Source organism: Mesorhizobium sp. M1C.F.Ca.ET.210.01.1.1, assembly GCF_004791585.1.
Taxonomy (GTDB): domain Bacteria; phylum Pseudomonadota; class Alphaproteobacteria; order Rhizobiales; family Rhizobiaceae; genus Mesorhizobium.
The window spans coordinates 1-17,223 of the sequence record NZ_SRUU01000029.1 but is presented as its reverse complement, the minus strand read 5'-3'; the positions used below and the strand labels follow the sequence as shown (position 1 = coordinate 17,223).

General features: G+C 65.0%; 16 protein-coding genes and 1 pseudogene. 13 read left to right on the top strand and 4 right to left on the bottom strand.

Going from position 1 to position 17,223, the window contains the following annotated elements:
* The first annotated feature begins 9 nt into the window (after positions 1-9).
* The 8 genes from EN853_RS25790 to EN853_RS25755 all read left to right on the top strand — a co-directional run bounded on the left by EN853_RS25790 (position 10) and on the right by EN853_RS25755 (position 7,983).
* Positions 10-1,092, top strand: a complete 1,083-nt coding sequence (locus tag EN853_RS25790) for an ABC transporter ATP-binding protein (RefSeq protein WP_127862044.1) — start codon at positions 10-12, stop codon at positions 1,090-1,092.
* Positions 1,089-2,012, top strand: coding sequence for an ABC transporter permease (locus EN853_RS25785; RefSeq protein WP_127861995.1), 924 nt, complete (start codon positions 1,089-1,091; stop codon positions 2,010-2,012). The genes EN853_RS25790 and EN853_RS25785 overlap by 4 nt, the downstream gene beginning before the upstream one ends.
* Positions 2,009-2,809 (top strand): ABC transporter permease, encoded by an 801-nt coding sequence (locus tag EN853_RS25780; protein WP_127861994.1) that lies wholly within the window; start codon positions 2,009-2,011, stop codon positions 2,807-2,809. Before EN853_RS25785 ends, EN853_RS25780 begins: the two co-directional genes overlap by 4 nt.
* Before the next feature lie 21 nt (positions 2,810-2,830).
* The gene (gene ggt, locus EN853_RS25775; RefSeq protein WP_127861993.1) at positions 2,831-4,417 is read left to right on the top strand and encodes a gamma-glutamyltransferase; all 1,587 of its coding nucleotides are present in this window, start codon (positions 2,831-2,833) and stop codon (positions 4,415-4,417) included.
* 50 nt (positions 4,418-4,467) lie between these two features.
* A complete protein-coding gene (locus EN853_RS25770; protein ID WP_127861992.1) occupies positions 4,468-5,997 on the top strand; it encodes an acyl--CoA ligase in 1,530 nt (509 codons plus the stop codon).
* Positions 5,997-6,974: a 2-dehydropantoate 2-reductase gene (locus tag EN853_RS25765; RefSeq protein ID WP_127861991.1), complete on the top strand. Its 978-nt coding sequence runs from the start codon at positions 5,997-5,999 to the stop codon at positions 6,972-6,974. The genes EN853_RS25770 and EN853_RS25765 overlap by 1 nt, the downstream gene beginning before the upstream one ends.
* A gap of 121 nt (positions 6,975-7,095) precedes the next feature.
* Positions 7,096-7,449, top strand: a complete 354-nt coding sequence (locus EN853_RS25760; RefSeq protein WP_127861990.1) for a nuclear transport factor 2 family protein — start codon at positions 7,096-7,098, stop codon at positions 7,447-7,449.
* 186 nt (positions 7,450-7,635) lie between these two features.
* A complete protein-coding gene (locus EN853_RS25755) occupies positions 7,636-7,983 on the top strand; it encodes an ArsC family reductase (RefSeq protein WP_127861989.1) in 348 nt (115 codons plus the stop codon).
* Positions 7,984-8,123: 140 nt separating this feature from the next.
* On the opposite strand, the gene EN853_RS25750 is transcribed toward EN853_RS25755, so the two are convergent.
* The 3 genes and pseudogenes from EN853_RS25750 to EN853_RS25740 form a co-directional block, all read right to left on the bottom strand.
* Positions 8,124-8,477: a DUF488 domain-containing protein gene (locus EN853_RS25750; protein ID WP_127861988.1), complete on the bottom strand. Its 354-nt coding sequence runs from the start codon at positions 8,475-8,477 to the stop codon at positions 8,124-8,126.
* 23 nt (positions 8,478-8,500) lie between these two features.
* On the bottom strand, positions 8,501-9,757 hold the full coding sequence (locus tag EN853_RS25745; RefSeq protein ID WP_127861987.1) for an aminopeptidase: 1,257 nt from the start codon (positions 9,755-9,757) through the stop codon (positions 8,501-8,503).
* 102 nt (positions 9,758-9,859) lie between these two features.
* Positions 9,860-10,771 (bottom strand): annotated as a pseudogene (locus tag EN853_RS25740) (LysR substrate-binding domain-containing protein); the annotation flags it as partial.
* Positions 10,772-10,869: 98 nt separating this feature from the next.
* Here EN853_RS25740 and EN853_RS25735 point away from each other — a divergent pair.
* The 3 genes from EN853_RS25735 (at position 10,870) to sbmA (ending at position 13,682) form a co-directional block, all read left to right on the top strand.
* A complete protein-coding gene (locus tag EN853_RS25735; RefSeq protein ID WP_127861985.1) occupies positions 10,870-11,067 on the top strand; it encodes a hypothetical protein in 198 nt (65 codons plus the stop codon).
* 116 nt (positions 11,068-11,183) lie between these two features.
* A complete protein-coding gene (locus EN853_RS25730; protein WP_127861984.1) occupies positions 11,184-12,299 on the top strand; it encodes a YbfB/YjiJ family MFS transporter in 1,116 nt (371 codons plus the stop codon).
* A 123-nt stretch (positions 12,300-12,422) separates the two neighbouring features.
* Complete coding sequence (sbmA, locus tag EN853_RS25725; RefSeq protein ID WP_127861983.1) at positions 12,423-13,682, top strand: peptide antibiotic transporter SbmA; 1,260 nt, start codon at positions 12,423-12,425, stop codon at positions 13,680-13,682.
* Between the two features lie 22 nt (positions 13,683-13,704).
* Here sbmA and EN853_RS25720 read toward each other — a convergent pair whose 3' ends face one another.
* Positions 13,705-14,721 (bottom strand): polysaccharide deacetylase family protein, encoded by a 1,017-nt coding sequence (locus EN853_RS25720; protein ID WP_127862043.1) that lies wholly within the window; start codon positions 14,719-14,721, stop codon positions 13,705-13,707.
* A gap of 203 nt (positions 14,722-14,924) precedes the next feature.
* Between EN853_RS25720 and EN853_RS25715 the strand changes: the two genes are divergently transcribed.
* Together EN853_RS25715 and der are read left to right on the top strand one after the other, a co-directional pair.
* Positions 14,925-15,590, top strand: a complete 666-nt coding sequence (locus EN853_RS25715) for a tetratricopeptide repeat protein (protein ID WP_127861982.1) — start codon at positions 14,925-14,927, stop codon at positions 15,588-15,590.
* Positions 15,591-15,596: 6 nt separating this feature from the next.
* On the top strand, positions 15,597-17,027 hold the full coding sequence (gene der, locus EN853_RS25710) for a ribosome biogenesis GTPase Der (protein ID WP_127861981.1): 1,431 nt from the start codon (positions 15,597-15,599) through the stop codon (positions 17,025-17,027).
* Positions 17,028-17,223: the final 196 nt, after the last annotated feature.

The window sequence follows — 17,223 nt, the reverse complement described above, 5'->3', positions numbered from 1 at the left end:
GAGATGCTCTTGTCTCTTGCGCCATCCGCGCTTCCCATCGGCATTCACGGCATCGAGAAACGCTTCGGCGCTGTCTCCATCTTGAGCGATCTCAGCCTCGATGTCGCGGCCGGAGAATTCCTGACGCTGCTCGGGCCGTCGGGATCGGGAAAGACGACGCTGCTGATGATCCTGGCGGGGTTCGTGCGAGCCAATGCCGGCTCAATCAAGGTCGGTGGCGAGGAGATCATCACCATGCCGCCGCACCAGCGCAACATCGGCATGGTGTTCCAGAACTATGCGCTCTTTCCCCATATGAACGTCTTCCACAACGTTGCCTTTCCGCTGAAGCAGCGGCGTGTTTCTGCTGCCGACACCAGAGAGCGCGTGGAAAAGGCCCTCGACCTCGTGCGCCTGCAAGGGCTGGGAGAGCGCCGGGTCGACCAGCTTTCCGGCGGCCAGCGCCAGCGCGTCGCCCTGGCCCGCGCCATCGTCTTCGAGCCGCGCATCGTCTTGATGGACGAGCCGCTGTCGGCGCTCGACAAGGGGCTGCGCGAGCATATGCAGATCGAATTGCGCAATCTCCATCGCCGGCTCGGCATGACGACGGTCTATGTCACGCACGACCAGCGCGAGGCGATCACCATGTCGGACCGCATCGCGGTCATGAATGCCGGCCGCATCGAGCAGATCGACCAGCCCGAGGCCCTCTACGCAAGGCCGAAGACGAAATTCGTCGCCGGCTTCATCGGCGAATCCAATTTCATTCCGGTCGAGTGCCGCAATGGCAGCGTCTGGCATGAGGACCGGAAACTGCGCATGAGCGATCCGATACCGGCCGTCGGCCGGCATCTCATGGTGGTGCGGCCGGAAAAGCTGCGGCTGGTCGCCGACGGCGAACAGGCCGGCGTCCTCAACATGCTGCCGGCGACCGTCGGCGACGTCATCTATCAGGGTGACAGCTTCATTTGCTATGCGACGCTGCGGGACGGCCGGCAGGTGACGCTGCGCGACTATTGCCGCTCCGACGTGCTGGCGAGGTTGCCGGCGCCGGGAGAGCCGATCACGCTCGGCATCGATGCGCAGGATGTCGTGCTGGTGGCGGACCAATGAGCGTCGGGTCCGCGAGCTTCGACCATGCCGGCAAGCCGGATGGCGTGCTGAACGCCGACGCGCTGCGCGCCGACGCCCGGCGGCAGGCGCTGGGGCTGCTGGCGCTGGTGTCGCCCGGGCTGTTCCTCGTCTTCGCCGTCATCATCGTGCCGATCGGCTGGCTGTTCTGGCTGTCGCTTTTCGACGAGACCGGTCAGCTCAGCTTCGCCAATTATGCGCGCTTCTTCGAGCAGGCGTCCTATATCAAGACCTTCGTCACCACCTTCAAGGTCGCCTTTGTCGTCACCGGCGCCAGCGTGCTGTTCGGCTATCCGCTGGCCTATATGCTGTCGCAGCTGCCGCGTCGCGCCGCCTCGATCTGCCTGATCTTCGTCATCCTGCCGTTCTGGACCTCCGTGCTGGTGCGCACCTATGCCTGGCTGGTCATCCTGCAGCGCAAGGGCCTGATCAACAATTGGCTGATCGATCTCGGCGTGATCGGCCAGCCGCTGCCGCTCGCCAACAATTTCACCGGCGTCGTCATCGGCATGACCCACATCATGCTGCCGTTCCTGGTGCTGCCGCTCTACGCATCGATGAAGACCATCGACGTCGACTGCCTGCGCGCCGGCATGAATCTCGGCGCCAGCCCCGCTGCCACCTTCCGGCAGATCTTCTTCCCGCTGTCGCTGCCCGGCCTTGCCTCGGGCGTGGTCATCGTGTTCGTGCTTTGCCTCGGCTTCTTCGTCACCCCGGCGCTGATGGGCGGCGGCAAGGTCATCATGTGGGCCATGCGCATGGAGCAGGCGACCAGCCTCTATTCGAACTGGGGCGCGGGCGCCGCGCTTGGCGTCGTGCTGCTTGCTGTCACGCTGGCGCTTCTCGGCCTGTTCCAGCGGCTGCTCGGCGCGCGCGCCACCGGCGTATGGAGCCGGCGATGAGCACTCAAAACAGCCTGCCCATCTCGCACTGGCAACGCCTCTGGCTTTATCTGCTGGGCGGCCTCGTCATGCTGTTTTTGATCGCGCCGTCGGTGATCATCGTCATCATGTCCTTCTCCGGTTCGACGCTGCTGCAGTTCCCGCCCGAGCAATGGTCGCTGCGCTGGTATGAAAGCTATTTCGGCTCCGTCGAATGGCGCGACGCGACCATCGTGTCGGTGAAGGTGGCGGTGATGACGGCGATCGCGGCGACGCCGCTCGGCACCGCCGCCGCCTATGCCATAAATGCCGGCACGCTCAGGCTGACCGGCGCCATCAACGCGCTGCTTACCGCCTCGCTCATCATCCCGGTCATCCTGATCGGCATCGGCACCTTCTTCCTCTACGCCCGCATCGGCCTCAACAACACGCTGACCGGCCTCGTCATCGCCCACACTGTCCAGGCCTTGCCGCTGGTCGTGCTCACCGTTCTGTCGGGGTTGCGCTCCTACGACATGAACCAGGAGATGGTGGCGCGCAGCCTCGGCGCCGGACGGTTCGCCGCTTTCTTCCAGGTGACCATGCCGCAGCTGCGCTTCTCGATCGTGTCGGGCGCGCTGTTCGCCTTCATCACCTCCTTCGACGAGGTGGTGGTCTCGCTCTTCATCTCGGGCGGCGAGACCACGACGCTGACGCGCCGCATGTTCAATGCGCTGCGCGACCAGATCGATCCGACGATTGCCGCCATTTCGACTTGCCTGATCGTGCTATCGATCGCTTTGTTGTCCGCCGCCCAGCTTTTCGGCCGCGAACGTTGATACAGGGATACCGACAACCGCATGCGTGATTTCCAGTTTCCAGGCCGCTCGCCGGTCCGCGCCACCGAGGCCATGGCCGCGACCTCGCACCCGCTTTCCACACTTGCCGCGATCGAGATGCTGCGCTCCGGCGGCAACGCGATGGACGCTGCCGTCTGCGCGGCGGCCGTGCAGGCTGTGGTCGAGCCGCAATCGACCGGCATCGGCGGCGACTGCTTCGTGCTCTACTGCCCGAAAGGTGACGGCAATGTTCTGGCCTTCAACGGCTCGGGCCGCGCGCCAAAGGCGGCGACGGTCGACTGGTACCTGGAAAAGGGTTTCAGCGAGCTGCCGAAGCAGGGCGCCCATGCCGTGACCGTTCCCGGCGCTGTCGACGCCTGGTGCCGGCTGCTGGAGGATCATGGCCGCAAGGGCATAGCCGATGCGCTGGCGCCGGCCATCCACTACGCCGAGAACGGCTATGTCGTGCACGACCGGGTCGCCTTCGACTGGGCTGACCCGGAAACCGATCTGTCGGCCGACGAGGTGGGGGCGCGCATCTTCCTGCCGGGCGGCAGGCCGCCGAAGGCCGGCGATGTCCATCGCCAGCCGGAACTGGCGCGGACGCTGCGCATCATCGCCGAAAAGGGCCGCGCCGGCTTCTATCAAGGTGAAGTCGCTGAAGACCTTGTCGAACGGCTTCGCGTGCTTGGCGGGCTGCACACGCTCGACGATTTCGCGGCCACAAAAGGCGATTACAGGACCGCGATCGGCACCTCCTATCGCGGCCATGACATTCATCAGATGCCGCCCAACAACCAGGGCCTGACCGCGCTGTTGATGCTGAACGTGCTCTCGGGCTTCGATCTTGGCGCGCTCGACCCGAACGGTGCCGAGCGCCTGCATCTGGAGATCGAAGCCGGGCGGCTGGCCTATCGCGACCGCGACAACCTGATCGCCGACCAGGACCTTGTCGCCGTGCCCGTGAACGCGCTTCTCTCCGCCGCCTATGCCGACCGACTGCGCGCCGCGATCGACCCGGGGCACGCCATGACCGATTTGCCGCGCCTGGAGCTACCGGGCAGCGACACCGTCTACATCACCGTCGTCGACCGCGACTTGAATGCGGTGAGCTTCATCAACTCGACCTATTATTCCTTCGGCAGCGGCGTCGTCGGCCCCAAGACCGGTGTCGTGCTGCAGAACCGCGGCTCGAGCTTCCGCCTCGATGCGAAGCACCCCAACGCAATAGCGCCGGGCAAGCGGCCGATGCACACGATCATGCCGGGCATGATGACCAGGAACGGTCGCGCCGTGATGCCGTTCGGTGTCATGGGCGGCGGCTACCAGCCCTTCGGACATGTGCATCTTTTGACCAACATGATCGACTTCGGCATGGACCCGCAACAGGCGCTGGATGCGGCGCGCGTCTTCTACAATCACGATGTCGTGGAAGCGGAACGAAGCGTGCGTCCCGACGCCGTCGAGGGCCTGCGTCGCCGTGGCCATCGCGTCGTCGAGCCCGATCATCCGCTCGGCGGCGGACAGGCTGTGCTGATCGATTGGGAAAAAGGCACGCTGACCGGCGCTTCCGATCCGCGCAAGGACGGCCTGGCGCTCGGATATTGAGCAGGCCTTTGCTGGACATCGGCCAATCGTTCGAAACATAGTCTGGAACCATGACAAGCAGCGCAAACTTCACAGACCTCGCCCATCGCCTGGCGCCCGGCGCCGAAGAGGCGCCGGCGATCGCCGCACCCGAACGGGCAGACCTTTCGCATGGCGGGCTGCGCCGGCTGATCCACGGGACTGTCGCGCGGCTCAACGCGCTCGGCATCGGCCGTGGCGACCGCGTCGCTATCGTTTTGCCGAACGGCCCGGAGATGGCGACGGCCTTCATCGCGATCGCCGCCGCCGCATCCACGGCGCCGCTCAATCCGGCCTATCGCGCCGACGAGGTCGATTTCTATCTGAGCGATATCGGCGTCAAGGCGATCCTCGTTGGCAAAGACGAGCAGGGGCCAGCCGTCGAGGTTGCCGGGCGTCTGGGCATCCCCGTGCTGCGGCTGGTCGTGCCGGATGGCGCGCCGGCAGGCGTCTTCACGATTGAGGGCGACTCGGCCGGTGCGCCTGTCGCGTCCGGATTGGCCGAGGACGGCGAGGTTGCGCTGCTGCTGCATACCTCCGGCACGACCTCGCGTCCCAAGCTGGTGCCGCTCAGCCACGGCAACCTTGCCGCCTCCGCCGCGCATATCGGGGCAACGCTTGGCCTGACCCCGGGCGACCGCTGCCTCAACATCATGCCGCTCTTCCACATCCACGGGCTGATCGCGGCGGTGCTCTCCTCGCTCGCCGCCGGCGGCAGCGTTTTCTGCGCGCCGGGCTTCAATGCGCTACGGTTCTTCCAGTGGCTCTCCGAAGCGAAGCCGAGTTGGTACACGGCGGTGCCCACCATGCATCAGGCGATCCTGCCGCGCGCCGCGCGCAATCCGGAGCAACTCGCCGAAGCGAAGCTGCGCTTCATCCGCTCGTCCTCGGCGTCGCTCCCTGCGCAGGTGATGGCCGAGCTGGAGGCGACTTTTGGTTGCCCGGTGATCGAATCCTACGGCATGACGGAAGCCGCGCACCAGATGGCGTCCAACCGCCTGCCGCCGGGTCAGCGCAAGCCTGGCAGTGTCGGCGCTTCTGCCGGGCCGGAAGTGGCCGTCATGGCGCCGGACGGGCGGTTGCTCGCAGCCGGTGAGACCGGTGAGATCGTCATCCGCGGCCCGAACGTGACGGCCGGCTACGAGAAGAACCCCGACGCCAATGCCAGCGCCTTTGCCCATGGCTGGTTCCACACCGGCGACCAGGGCGTGCTCGACGAGGACGGCTATTTGCGCGTCACCGGCCGGCTGAAGGAGATCATCAATCGCGGCGGCGAAAAGATCTCGCCGCTCGAGGTCGACGGCGTGCTGATGGACCATCCGGCAGTGGCGCAGGTCGTGACCTTCGCCATGCCGCATGACAAGCTCGGCGAGGAGGTTGCCGCGGCCGTTGTGCTGCGCGAAGGCCTGAGCGCCAGCGAGGCCGATATTCGCGGCTTCGCCGCGACGCGGCTCGCCGACTTCAAGGTGCCGCGCAAGGTGCTGATCCTGGACGAGATCCCCAAGGGCGCGACCGGTAAATTGCAGCGCATCGGCCTCGCGGCGAAACTCGGTCTCGGCTGATGCGCATCACGGTCTTTGGCGCCGGCGCTATCGGCGGCTACCTCGCCGCCAAGCTGGCGATCGCCGGCAACGTCGATCTGTCGATCGTGGCGCGCGGCGCCCATCTCGAGGCGATCAAGGCCGGCGGTCTTCGCCTGATCGAGAGCGGCAAGGAAACGGTGGCACCGGTGAGGGCGGCAGCGCGAGCGCAGGAGCTCGGCGAACAGGACTATGTCGTGCTGGCGCTCAAGGCACATTCGCTGGCGCCGGCGCTCACGGAGATCGCACCGCTGCTGGGCGAGGGGACGGCCGTCGTCACCATGCAGAACGGCGTGCCCTGGTGGTACTTCCACAAGGCGGGTGGCGCGCTCGAGGGCACACGGCTCGACACGGTCGATCCCGACGGAAGGATCTGGGAAACTATCGGGCCGCAACGCGTCATCGGTTCCGTCGTCTATCCGGCCGTCGAGGTCGATGCCCCCGGCCTGATCCGTCATGTCGAGGGCACGCGCTTCTCGCTCGGCGAGCCTTCCGGCGAAAAGAGCGAGCGCGTCGCGGGACTGGCGTGCGAGATGGTCAAGGCCGGGCTGCAGGCGCCGGTCCGCGAAGACATACGCTCGGAGATCTGGGTGAAGCTGTGGGGTAATCTCTCCTTCAACCCGATCTCGGCGCTGACCGGCAGCACGCTTGCGGCCATCGTGGCAGACGAGGGGACACGCGCTGTCGCCCGCGCCATGATGCTGGAGGCGCAGGCGATCGGCGAAAGCCTCGGCGTGCGCTTCCTCATTCCCGTTGACCGGCGCATCAAGGGCGCCGGCGATGTCGGCGAGCACAAGACCTCGATGCTGCAGGATCTCGAACGCGGCCGCCCGATGGAGATCGACGCGCTGGTGAGCGCCGTGCAGGAGCTCGGCCGCCTGACCGGCAAGCCGACACCGACCATCGACAGCGTGCTGGCGCTGGTGCGGCGACTCGCCATCGAACGCGGCTGCTACTGATTGGGCGGCGCTCGGTGCCGGCATCAGTCCTGACATGACTTGTCAGGTACCCGCCGTTTGGCGGTGGCAGGCTGATGGCAAGCTCCTTATTTGGACTCTGTCCAACCCCCGGGAGGAAATCATGACCACTGCCGAAATTGCCAAGGATTTCACCGAACTCCTCAAGCAGGGCGACAGCCACGGCGCTGCCGCGAAATACAATGCCGACGACATCGTCAGCTATGAGGCCATGGAAGGGCCGATGGCCATCTGCAACGGCAAGGAAGCCGTGAAGCAGAAGGGCCAATGGTGGGAAGCGAACCACGAGGTTCACGGCGGCTCTGTCGAAGGGCCATATGTCAACGGCGACCAGTTCGCGTTGCGCTTTACCTTCGACGTGACGCCCAAGTCTACCGGCGAACGCGTCAAAATGGACGAGGTTGGCCTCTACACGGTCACGAACGGCAAGATCAGCGAAGAGCGCTTCTATTATTGAGGCTGGACCGACGTCCGGCATCCCGCTTCTCTCGCTACATGATTTGAAAATCGGACATGGCGGCAGGATGATACTCCGGCCGCCATTGGGGGCGTTAAGTCGTCTTCACATAGTCCCGCTGGCAAAGCGGGCAGGGCAGGCCTAGGGTTCGGCCAGATTCGAAATCCCATTCGCCCGAGGTCCCAATTGACGATCACCATGTACGGCATCACCAACTGCGACACGATCAAGAAGGCGCGCGTCTGGCTGGAAAGCCGCGAAGTCCCCTACCGCTTCCACGATTACCGGGCCGAAGGGATCGAGGCGGCGAGGCTGGCCGGCTGGGTCGGCAAGGTCGGCTGGGAAAAACTGCTCAACAAGGGGAGCACCACGTTCCGCGAGCTGGCGGACAGGGACAAGGAAGCGCTCGACGAGAAGAAGGCGAAGAAGCTGATGCTCGCCAGGCCGACCATGATCAAGCGGCCGGTGCTTGAGGTCGGCGACCGTATTTTCGTTGGCTTCAAGCCGGAGGTTTATGAGGAGGCGGTTGGGTAGGGTTGCGGCCCTCATCGCTTCGTCATCCCATGGCGAAGCAAGGAGCCAAGCGACGCGGCGCAGATCATAGGATCCATGCCGTGACGTTCGAGCAATGGGACGGTGCAGGTTCTGCTGTCGCCGCATCCTTCGGCTGAGGGTCACGCCCCTCGCAAGTATCCCGCCAGCGCCACAGCGTTGTTGTGCGCCTCGTCATGCGCGCCGTAGAGCAGCGTCACCTTTCCCTCGCGAAGCACATCGCGCAGTTGCGCAACCGCCTCTTCGTTGCGCTCGAGCTCCATCCGGTACCGCTTCTGGAACTCCGCCCAGCGCTCGGGCTGATGCCCGAACCATTTGCGCAGCCCGTCGCTCGGCGCGATGTCCTTCAGCCAGAGCGCAAGCGCGGCATCCTTCCTGGCGATGCCGCGCGGCCAGACGCGGTCGACCAGAACCCGTTGGCCGTCCGCCTTCGCCGGCGCCTCGTAAATGCGCTTCACCGCAATGTCGAAGGCCATTACGCCTCCCTTGGCTGAACCTGTCAGGCCCACTCGCCCTTGCGCATGACCGGCACGCGGCTGCCGTCCTTGCCGATGCCGTCGATGTCGATCTTGTCCGAGCCGATCATCCAGTCGATGTGGATAAAGCTCTTGTTGCCGCCGCGCTGCGCAATCTCGTCCTGGCTGAGCGAAGCGCCGTTGACGAAGCATTTCGAATAGCATTGTCCGAGCGCGATGTGGCAGGCGGCGTTCTCGTCGAACAGCGTGTTGAAGAACAACAGCCCACTCTTGGCGATCGGCGAGGAATGCGGCACCAGCGCCACTTCGCCGAGGCGGCGCGCGCCCTCGTCGGTGTCGAGCACCTTCTTCAACACGTCCTCGCCCTTCGAGGCCTTGGCTCCGACGATCCGCCCGCCCTCGAAGCGCACCGAGATATCGTCGATCAGCGTGCCCTGATAGGAGAGCGGCTTGGTCGAGGAGACATGGCCTTCGACCCGCCAGGCATGCGGCGTGGTGAAGACCTCCTCGGTCGGGATGTTCGGGTTGCAGGTGACGCCGTTCTTGGCGGTCGAGGCGCCGCCCATCCATTCATGGCCTTCCGCCAGCCCGACCGTCAGGTCGGTGCCGGGGCCGGTGAAATGCAGAGAATGGAAATTGTGCTCGTTCAGCCATTTCGTGCGCTCGGCCAACGCCGCATTGTGCGCCTTCCAATTGCCGATCGGATCCTCGACGTCGACGCGCGAGGCCGAGAAGATCGCGTCCGCGAGCTTGGCCACCGCGACATCGTCGGGCTCGCCCGGAAACACCTGCCTTGCCCAGGCAAGCTCGGGGTAGGCGACGATGTTCCAGTTGATGTCGAAGCCGGTGATCTTCTCCAACGCCGGCCGGTAGGCCATCGAGTTCGCCTTGTTGGCGCGCGCCACTTTGGCCGGGTCCTGCGCCGAAAGCAGCGACGGGTCCTCGCCGCGCACCGCAAGCCGCGCGGCATTGTTTGAGAAGGCTTTCGCCATGCCTTCATAAAGCCAGCCGGCGGCGCGGTCGAAGCCGGCGTCGGCGCCGTAGCGGAAACGCGCCAGCGTGATCTCGTCGTCGTTGAAGATCGGCGTCACCAGCCCGGCGCCGGCCTTGTAGGCGTGTTCGACGATGCGCCGGGTCAGCGGCAGCGCCGCGATCGACGAGGTCAACACCAGGTCCTGTCCCGGCTGCAGCTGCAGTCCGACCTTGACGGAGACCTCGGCCAGCCTGTCGAGCTTCACCGGGTCGATCGTTGCCGAAACGCCGCGCGAATGTGTGGTCATGATCCTGCCTGCCGTGATTGTGGGGTCTGGTCCTTACATAGACCGCTGCGGTTGGCCTTTCCACCGCGATCGACTGGTCCTGTTCACGCCCAAACGAGCTTAAGCGGCGCTGTCGAGCGCGCGGAACTGCGCCATGGTGGCCGCGATCTCCTCGCGGATCCAGATCTTGAAGTCGCGCACCTTGCGGCTTTCGCTCTTGGTGGCCGAGGTGACCATCCAGTAGCCAAGCCCGCTCTCGGCGCGCACGCCGAAGGGCGCCACCAGCCTTCCGTCGGCGAGCGCATCGGCGGTGAGCAATTGCCAGGCAAGCATCACGCCATGGCCGGCAATCGCCGATTCCAGGCAGAGCATCGGATCGGTGAAGCGCGCCCCTTTCAGGAAAGTGACCGGTTCGACGCCCGCGGCCTCGAACCAGCTGTCCCAGCTGATCATCGACCGCTCGTCGGTGATGGCGCAGGTCTGCGCCAGGTCCTCGATCGACTTTAGCTTGGCCGCGATCGACGGCGCGCAGACCGGAAACACCTCTTGCCCCAGCAATAGCTCCGCCCGGCCGCCCGGCCATTTGCCGTCGCCGAGGCGGATGGCGATATCGATGTCGGAATGGTCGAGGTCGGCGATCCGGGCGGAAGCGTCGATACGCAGCAGAACGTTGGGGTGGCGGGCGAAATGCCGGGACAGCCTGGGCAGCAGCCATTTCGAGGCGAAGGCTGGCGCCACCGACACCACAAGCGTGCATTCGCTCGCTTCGTCGGCCAGCGCCACCGCTTGGGCAAGCTCGCGGAAGCCGGCGCTCAGCCTTGCGGTGAAGACGGTGCCGAATTCCGTCGGCACCAATCCTGCGGGCGTCCGCTCGAACACCGCCTGTCCCAGCTGCTTTTCGGTGCGCTTGATCTGCTGGCTGACGGCGCTGACCGAAACATTGAGTTCGGCGGCCGCGGCCGCGAGCGAGCCCAGCCGGGCGACGGTTTCGACGGCGCGCAGGCCGTTGAGATGGACGCGGTTCAGCATTGCCATTCAGTTTTTCTAAACCGGAACAGGTGAAATCTCAATTGAATCCTGGCGGGGAAAGGCAGATTTTAGCCAAAGTAGATCAGACCTTGGGAGGCAATCCAATGAAGATTTTATCTTTGCTGAAGGGGCTTTGCGTTGGTGCGCCGGCAACGGGCCGGCATGACGACGGCGACATCGCCCGCTGGGTCGTCGATCCGCTGTCGCACCCGGTGCTCGAAACCATGTCGGAACGCGAGCTTGGCGACATGCCGTTGCGGCTGACGGCGCGCCGAACGGCATACGAGACCGCCTGCCGCTGAAGGCGGCCTAGTCGAACTGGCCCAACACAAGCGCATTGTTTCGCCAGCGCACACACCTATGTTGCGCTGCAATGAACGCTTTCGCGCCATCTCCCTTGCGCCTCGGTATTGCTGGCATGACAGCGCTTGCCGTCGCCATGGGCATCGGCCGCTTCGTCTACACGCCGATCCTGCCCGGCATGATGGAGGAGTTGCATCTCACGCCGGCCGATGCCGGCTGGATCGCTTCCGCCAATTATCTCGGCTACCTCATCGGCGCGTTTGCCGCCGCCGGCGGCTGGGCGCATGGCCGTGAGCGCCTGCTGATGTTCGTCAGCCTGGCGGCCAGCGCAGTGCTCGCGGCTCTGATGGGACTGAACGAGACGATGGCCGCTTTTCTCGTCATTCGCTTCCTTGCCGGCCTCGCCAGCGCCTTCGTCATGGTGTTCATGGCCTCGATCGTCTTCAGCCATCTCGCCGTTGCCGGCCGCCGTGATTTGCAGGCACTGCACTTCGGCGGTGTCGGCCTAGGCATTGCGGTCTCTTCGGCGCTGCTCGCCATTCTCGTCACCGACCATGCCGGCTGGGCTGCTGGTTGGCTTTGGTCGGGAACGCTTTCGGCGGTCGGACTGCTCATCGTCGCGCTGCTCGCGGGGTCGGCCACGCCAGCCAACGGTGTCGACGGTCCCGAGCCGGTGCTGCCGAAGGACAGGTCGCTAGCCAAGATGATCGTCGCCTACGGGCTGTTCGGCTTCGGCTATGTGGTGACTGCGACATTCCTCGTTGCCATCGTTCGCCAGGGCGGCGGCGGTCGCGTCTTCGAGGCCGCCGTCTGGATGGTCGCCGGCCTTGCCGGTTTCCCGTCGACCTGGTTCTGGCAGAAGCTCGCCGGCCGGATCGGGCTCTATGCCGCTTATGCCATGACCTGCCTGATCGAGGTGGTCGGCGTCACCGCCAGCGTCGTCGTCAAAGGGGCCGCTGGGCCGCTGATTGCCGGCGTCCTGGTCGGCGGCACCTTCATCGCCATCACGGCGCTGGGGATACAGATGGGCAGGCAGCTTGCGCCGAAGGCGCCGCGCCGCATCTTCGCGGTGATGACGGCCGTCTTTGGCCTCGGCCAGATCATCGGCCCGATCGCTGCCGGCCTGCTCGCCCAGGCGTCAGGCAATTACGTGCTTGCTTCGATCATGGCGGCCGTCGCCTTGCTGGTTTCCGGCGCCGTTGGATGGTCGGCTGCGCCAAAATCGCCATGATTTGTGGTCTTGCTCGGTGCCGGGCACCGGGCAGGGCATTTTCTTTCCCGCTAATGTGTGACCTTATGCCCGCCAAACAGCAACGCCGCTGATTTGCGGTTCAGACCGAGGAAACCCGCCACAGTGTTCTTATCGTTCTTCCCAAAGCCGAGGCTGTTTTTCACCTCGGCCGCCCTCTGGAGTCTTGCGGGGATTCTGTTCTGGTTTTTCGGCGGTCAGCAGCTGGGTGCGGCCATCGGTCTGCCTCCGGCGGCGGCCGGCGCTCCGCCGATTATCGGCATCGCGGTGCTGTGGTCGAAGCCGTTCCTCTGGTTCTACATCTACTTCGCGGCCTGCGTGGCGATCTTCTACGCGTTCTGGAGCTGGTATGCACCGCATCCGTGGCAGAACTGGTCGATCCTGATGACTGCTGTCATCCTCTTCTTCATCTATTTCAACGTGCAGGTCTCCGTAGCGGTCAACAATTGGTACGGACCCTTCTTCGATTATGTGCAAGGATTGATGTCGGGAACGACAGCGTCGACCGACAGCGAATTCTACACGGGGTTGGCTGACTTCTCCTGGCTGGCGCTGCTCGGCATGAATGTGCAGGTGATCAACGCCTTCATCGTCAGCCATTGGATCTTCCGCTGGCGGACCGCGATGAACGATTACTTCATGGCGAACTGGGCCCGGCTGCGCCACATCGAAGGCGCCTCGCAGCGAATCCAGGAAGACACGATGCGCTTCTCGCGGATCATGGAGGACCTGGGTTCGAGCTTCGTCCAGTCGATCATGACCCTGATTGCCTTCCTTCCGGTGATGATCCAGCTACAGGCGCACATCACCGAGCTGCCGATCATCGGCGCGGTCCCGCAGCCTCTGGTCGTTGCGGCGCTGGGCTGGTGTGTGTTCGGGACGGCCTCGGTGATGCTCGCCGGTTTCAAGCTGCCCGGCCTGCAGTTCCGCAACCAGCGCGTCGAAGCCGCCTATCGCAAGGAACTTGTCTACGGCGAGGACCATCCAGACCGTGCGCAGCCTGCGACGACGACGGAATTGTTCGCCAACGTGCGTCGCAACTACTTCAGGCTCTATTTCCACTACATCTATTTTAACGTTGTCCGGTATACCTACCTGCAGGCCGACAACATCTTCTCGCTGCTGATCCTCGGACCGTCGCTGGTTGCGCACAAGATCACCTTCGGCGCGCTGAACCAGATCTCGAACGCCTTCGGCAAGGTGACGAATTCACTGCAATTCCTGCTGAATTCCTGGTCGACCATCGTCGAACTGCAGTCGGTGCATAAGCGCCTGCGTGCCTTCGAGGCGACGCTTCAGGGTGAGCCGCTGCCCGATATCGACCAGCGTTACCTTGCAGGGCAGAGCGCCGAGGATGCCGCTTGATACTGAGCAGCAGGTGGGTGGCTTAGCCGCCCGCGACTGCCTGTTTTTGCTCGGCGCGTTGCCGTGCGACATAATCGCGAAGACTGATGCATTCGACGTCGGCCTTCACGCAGGCCTCGCCGGCAAAGCGCTCCAGCGCGTCCCAGTAGGCGCCGTTGTTCATCTGCGTGAAGTGGAAGCCGAGCTCGAGCGGCAGGCGCTTGCCGCTGTACTGCGCATCGAAGGCGGCGCGGAACGCCTGGTAGGCGCGGTCGGCAAACTCGCCCGCCATCGACGGCTTCTCGAAGCCGCCTGAATGGCGGACATAGAGATTGTAGTCCATGGCGACCACCGGCTTCGCCTTCGGCCCCTCCGGTATCAGCGGTAATGCAAAGCGGGTGGTACCGTTCTTCGTCGGCGGCACGGCAGGGCCGTTCGAGACCCCGCTCGCGTCGTACTCGAAGCCGGCCCCCGGCAGCGCTTCGTAAAGCGTCTTGTCGGTCGAAAGGTACGGCGCGCGAAAACCGGTCACGGCATGGCGGGCGAAATCGCGCCAGCCGGGCGGCTCGGGCGAGATGCCGTTGATCGCATAGGCATTTTCGACGATGCGCCGGAACGCGCCGAACTCGGCCAGCCAGTCGGCCTTGCTCCAGTCCTTGCCGTCGAAATGGCCGCAGGCATGACTGCCGATGTCGTGGCCTTCGGCGGCCGCGAGCCGGATCTGTTCGAGCCGGTCCGCCACCTCCTGCTTCGAGGCGGCAAAGCCGATTTTCGATTTGCCGGCACCCTTGCCGGGCGCCGTATACTCGGTGCGCGTATCCGGCGAGAGCAGGAAGACGCAGGACAGAAAATAGGTGAAATGCGCGCCGGTGCGCTTCGCCAATGCACGGCTGCGTTCCCACTGCGAGATCTCGCGCGCGCTGTCGAAGGAGATCAGCACGATCTGCTTCGGCTTCGCCTGCATGGGCGCAGCCGGCTTGGGCGGATCGGCCATGGCCGCGACGAGGGAGGCGGCGAGCGAAGCGAGGCTGAGCGCAAGGACTCGGAACGGGTTTGGCACTGGCAACCTTTCGGGGGCAACTTTCGGGCCGTTGGAAAGCCGGCTATCGGCCAAATGTGGCATCGATGCGTTCCGCCCGGCTCTGGCCGCCCTCGGCTTGTCCCGCCGATTTTCCGGGCATCCCCCTTCCATGCCGACAAAATTTCGCTAAAACGCGGGGCTCAAGAAGCGCCCCGTTCCGGGGCAGCAATGGTTTTTGATTGATGTCGGACGACAGTTTTATCCGCGAAGTGAACGAAGAGATTCGTCGCGAGCAGGCGCAGGCGCTGTGGGACCGTTTTGGTCCGGCCTTGCTTGCTCTGGCGATCCTGGTCGTGCTGGCGACCGCTGGCGTCGTCGGCTACCGCTATTGGGACGAGACCCGCGCCAACCGCTCGGGCGATGCGTTCTCGGCTGCGCTTAAGCTTGCCAATGACGGCAAGAACGACGAGGCGATCGCAGCGCTCGATCAGCTGGAAAAGGACGGCTACGGCGCCTATCCGCTGCTCGCCCGCATGCGCGCCGCGACTGTCAAGGCCGACAAGGGCGACGTCGACGCCGCCGTCAAGGATTTCGACGAGGTCGCCGCCGACAGCGCCATTCCCGCCGGCATCCGCGACATGGCGCGCCTGAGGGCGGCGCTGCTGCTGGTCGACCACGGCTCGTTTGCCGATGTCTCCAGCCGTGTCGAGGCGCTGACCGCCGACACCAACCCGCTGCGCAGCTCGGCGCGCGAGGCGCTCGGCCTCGCCGCCTGGAAGGAAGGCAAGTCGGCGGACGCGCTGAAACTGTTCGACCAGATCGCTTCGGATGACGGCGCCCCGCGCAATGCGCGCCAGCGGGCACAGTTGATGGCCGAACTGATCCGCGGGTCGGGCAACGCTTCGTGACCTCGGATGGGCTTCAAAGTCGCCATTATCGGCCGGCCTAACGTCGGCAAATCGACTCTTTTCAATCGGCTGGTGGGAAAGAAGCTGGCGCTCGTCGACGACACGCCCGGCGTGACGCGCGACCGTCGCGTCCACGCCGCCAAGCTATACGACTTGCACTTCGACGTCATCGACACCGCCGGTTTCGAGGACGCGGCGGCTTCGACGCTGCCCGGCCGCATGCGCCAGCAGACCGAGATCGCGATCCGCGAGGCGGACCTGATCTTCTTCACTGTCGATGCCAAGTCAGGCCTGATGCCCGACGACCGGACCTTTGCCGACGTGGTGCGAAAATCCGGCAAGCCGGTCGTGCTGGTCGCCAACAAGGCGGAAGCGCGCGGCGCCCAGGGCGGCATGCTGGAAGCCTGGGAGCTTGGCCTCGGTGAGCCGATCCCGGTCTCGGCCGAGCATGGCCAGGGCATGCCCGACCTGCGCGATGCGGTGATTGCCGCGCTCGGCGAGGAACGCGCCTTCGGCGAGGATGAGGAAGAGCCGGGCGACGAGATCGCCGTCAGCGAGGCGCTGATCGGCGAGGATATCTCCGACCCCGACGCCGAGCCCGCCTATGACGACACCAAGCCGCTGCGCATCGCTGTCGTCGGCCGCCCCAATGCCGGCAAGTCGACACTGATCAACGCGCTGATCGGCGAGGAGCGGCTGCTGACCGGCCCGGAGGCCGGCATCACCCGCGATTCCATCTCGGTCGACTGGGATTGGCGCGGCCGCCGGATAAAGCTGTTCGACACGGCCGGCATGCGGCGCAAGTCCAAGGTGCAGGAGAAGCTCGAGAAGCTTTCCGTGCAGGACGGCCTGCGCGCCATCCGCTTCGCCGAGATCGTCATCATCGTGCTCGACGCCACCATCCCTTTCGAGAAGCAGGATCTGCAGATCGCCGACCTGATCATCCGCGAGGGCCGGGCGCCGGTGATCGCCTTCAACAAATGGGACCTGATCGACAACCCGCAGGAGCTTCTGGCCGAGCTGCGCGAGAAGACCGAACGGCTTCTTCCCCAGGTGCGCGGCATCCAGGCGGTGACGGTCTCGGCCGAGACCGGGCGCGGCCTCGACCGGCTGATGGACGCCGTCATCAAGACGCACAAGGTCTGGAACAGCCGCGTCTCCACCGGCAAGCTCAACCGCTGGCTGGAAGGGATCCTCGCCCATCATCCGCCGCCCGCCGTCGCCGGCCGCCGGCTGAAGATCAAATATGTCACGCAGGCCAAGACCCGCCCGCCGGGCTTCGTCGTCTCCTGCTCGCGTCCGGATGTGATGCCGCAATCCTATGTCCGCTACCTGTCGAACAGCCTGCGCGAAGCCTTCGACATGCCCGGCGTGCCGATCCGCGTGGCGCTGCGCACCTCGGACAATCCTTTCGCCGGCAGGGCGAAGAAGCGCTGAGGCCACAAGTGGATAGGCGGCAACGCCCTTCCGGTCGTCATTCTAGGGCGAAGCGAAGCGGAGACCCTTGGATCCTGTGTGTTGGTTCCGGTGTATGGTTGAAGTGGGAAGGAGACCGAGTGGATCCTGGTCGTCCTTTCGGACAGGCCGTGGCATGGCCCGGTCCCTTCCCACCGGTAAAACCATCAACCTGAAC

What these genes read in the sequence shown, in the direction of transcription:
- EN853_RS25785 (WP_127861995.1), top strand. Translation starts at nt 1,089, where the DNA reads ATGAGCGTCGGGTCCGCGAGCTTCGACCATGCCGGCAAGCCGGATGGC.
- der (WP_127861981.1), top strand. Translation starts at nt 15,597, where the DNA reads ATGGGCTTCAAAGTCGCCATTATCGGCCGGCCTAACGTCGGCAAATCG.
- EN853_RS25715 (WP_127861982.1), top strand. Translation starts at nt 14,925, where the DNA reads ATGTCGGACGACAGTTTTATCCGCGAAGTGAACGAAGAGATTCGTCGC.
- EN853_RS25770 (WP_127861992.1), top strand. Translation starts at nt 4,468, where the DNA reads ATGACAAGCAGCGCAAACTTCACAGACCTCGCCCATCGCCTGGCGCCC.
- EN853_RS25730 (WP_127861984.1), top strand. Translation starts at nt 11,184, where the DNA reads ATGACAGCGCTTGCCGTCGCCATGGGCATCGGCCGCTTCGTCTACACG.
- ggt (WP_127861993.1), top strand. Translation starts at nt 2,831, where the DNA reads ATGCGTGATTTCCAGTTTCCAGGCCGCTCGCCGGTCCGCGCCACCGAG.
- EN853_RS25735 (WP_127861985.1), top strand. Translation starts at nt 10,870, where the DNA reads ATGAAGATTTTATCTTTGCTGAAGGGGCTTTGCGTTGGTGCGCCGGCA.
- EN853_RS25745 (WP_127861987.1), bottom strand. Translation starts at nt 9,757, where the DNA reads ATGACCACACATTCGCGCGGCGTTTCGGCAACGATCGACCCGGTGAAG.
- EN853_RS25765 (WP_127861991.1), top strand. Translation starts at nt 5,997, where the DNA reads ATGCGCATCACGGTCTTTGGCGCCGGCGCTATCGGCGGCTACCTCGCC.
- EN853_RS25780 (WP_127861994.1), top strand. Translation starts at nt 2,009, where the DNA reads ATGAGCACTCAAAACAGCCTGCCCATCTCGCACTGGCAACGCCTCTGG.
- EN853_RS25750 (WP_127861988.1), bottom strand. Translation starts at nt 8,477, where the DNA reads ATGGCCTTCGACATTGCGGTGAAGCGCATTTACGAGGCGCCGGCGAAG.
- EN853_RS25760 (WP_127861990.1), top strand. Translation starts at nt 7,096, where the DNA reads ATGACCACTGCCGAAATTGCCAAGGATTTCACCGAACTCCTCAAGCAG.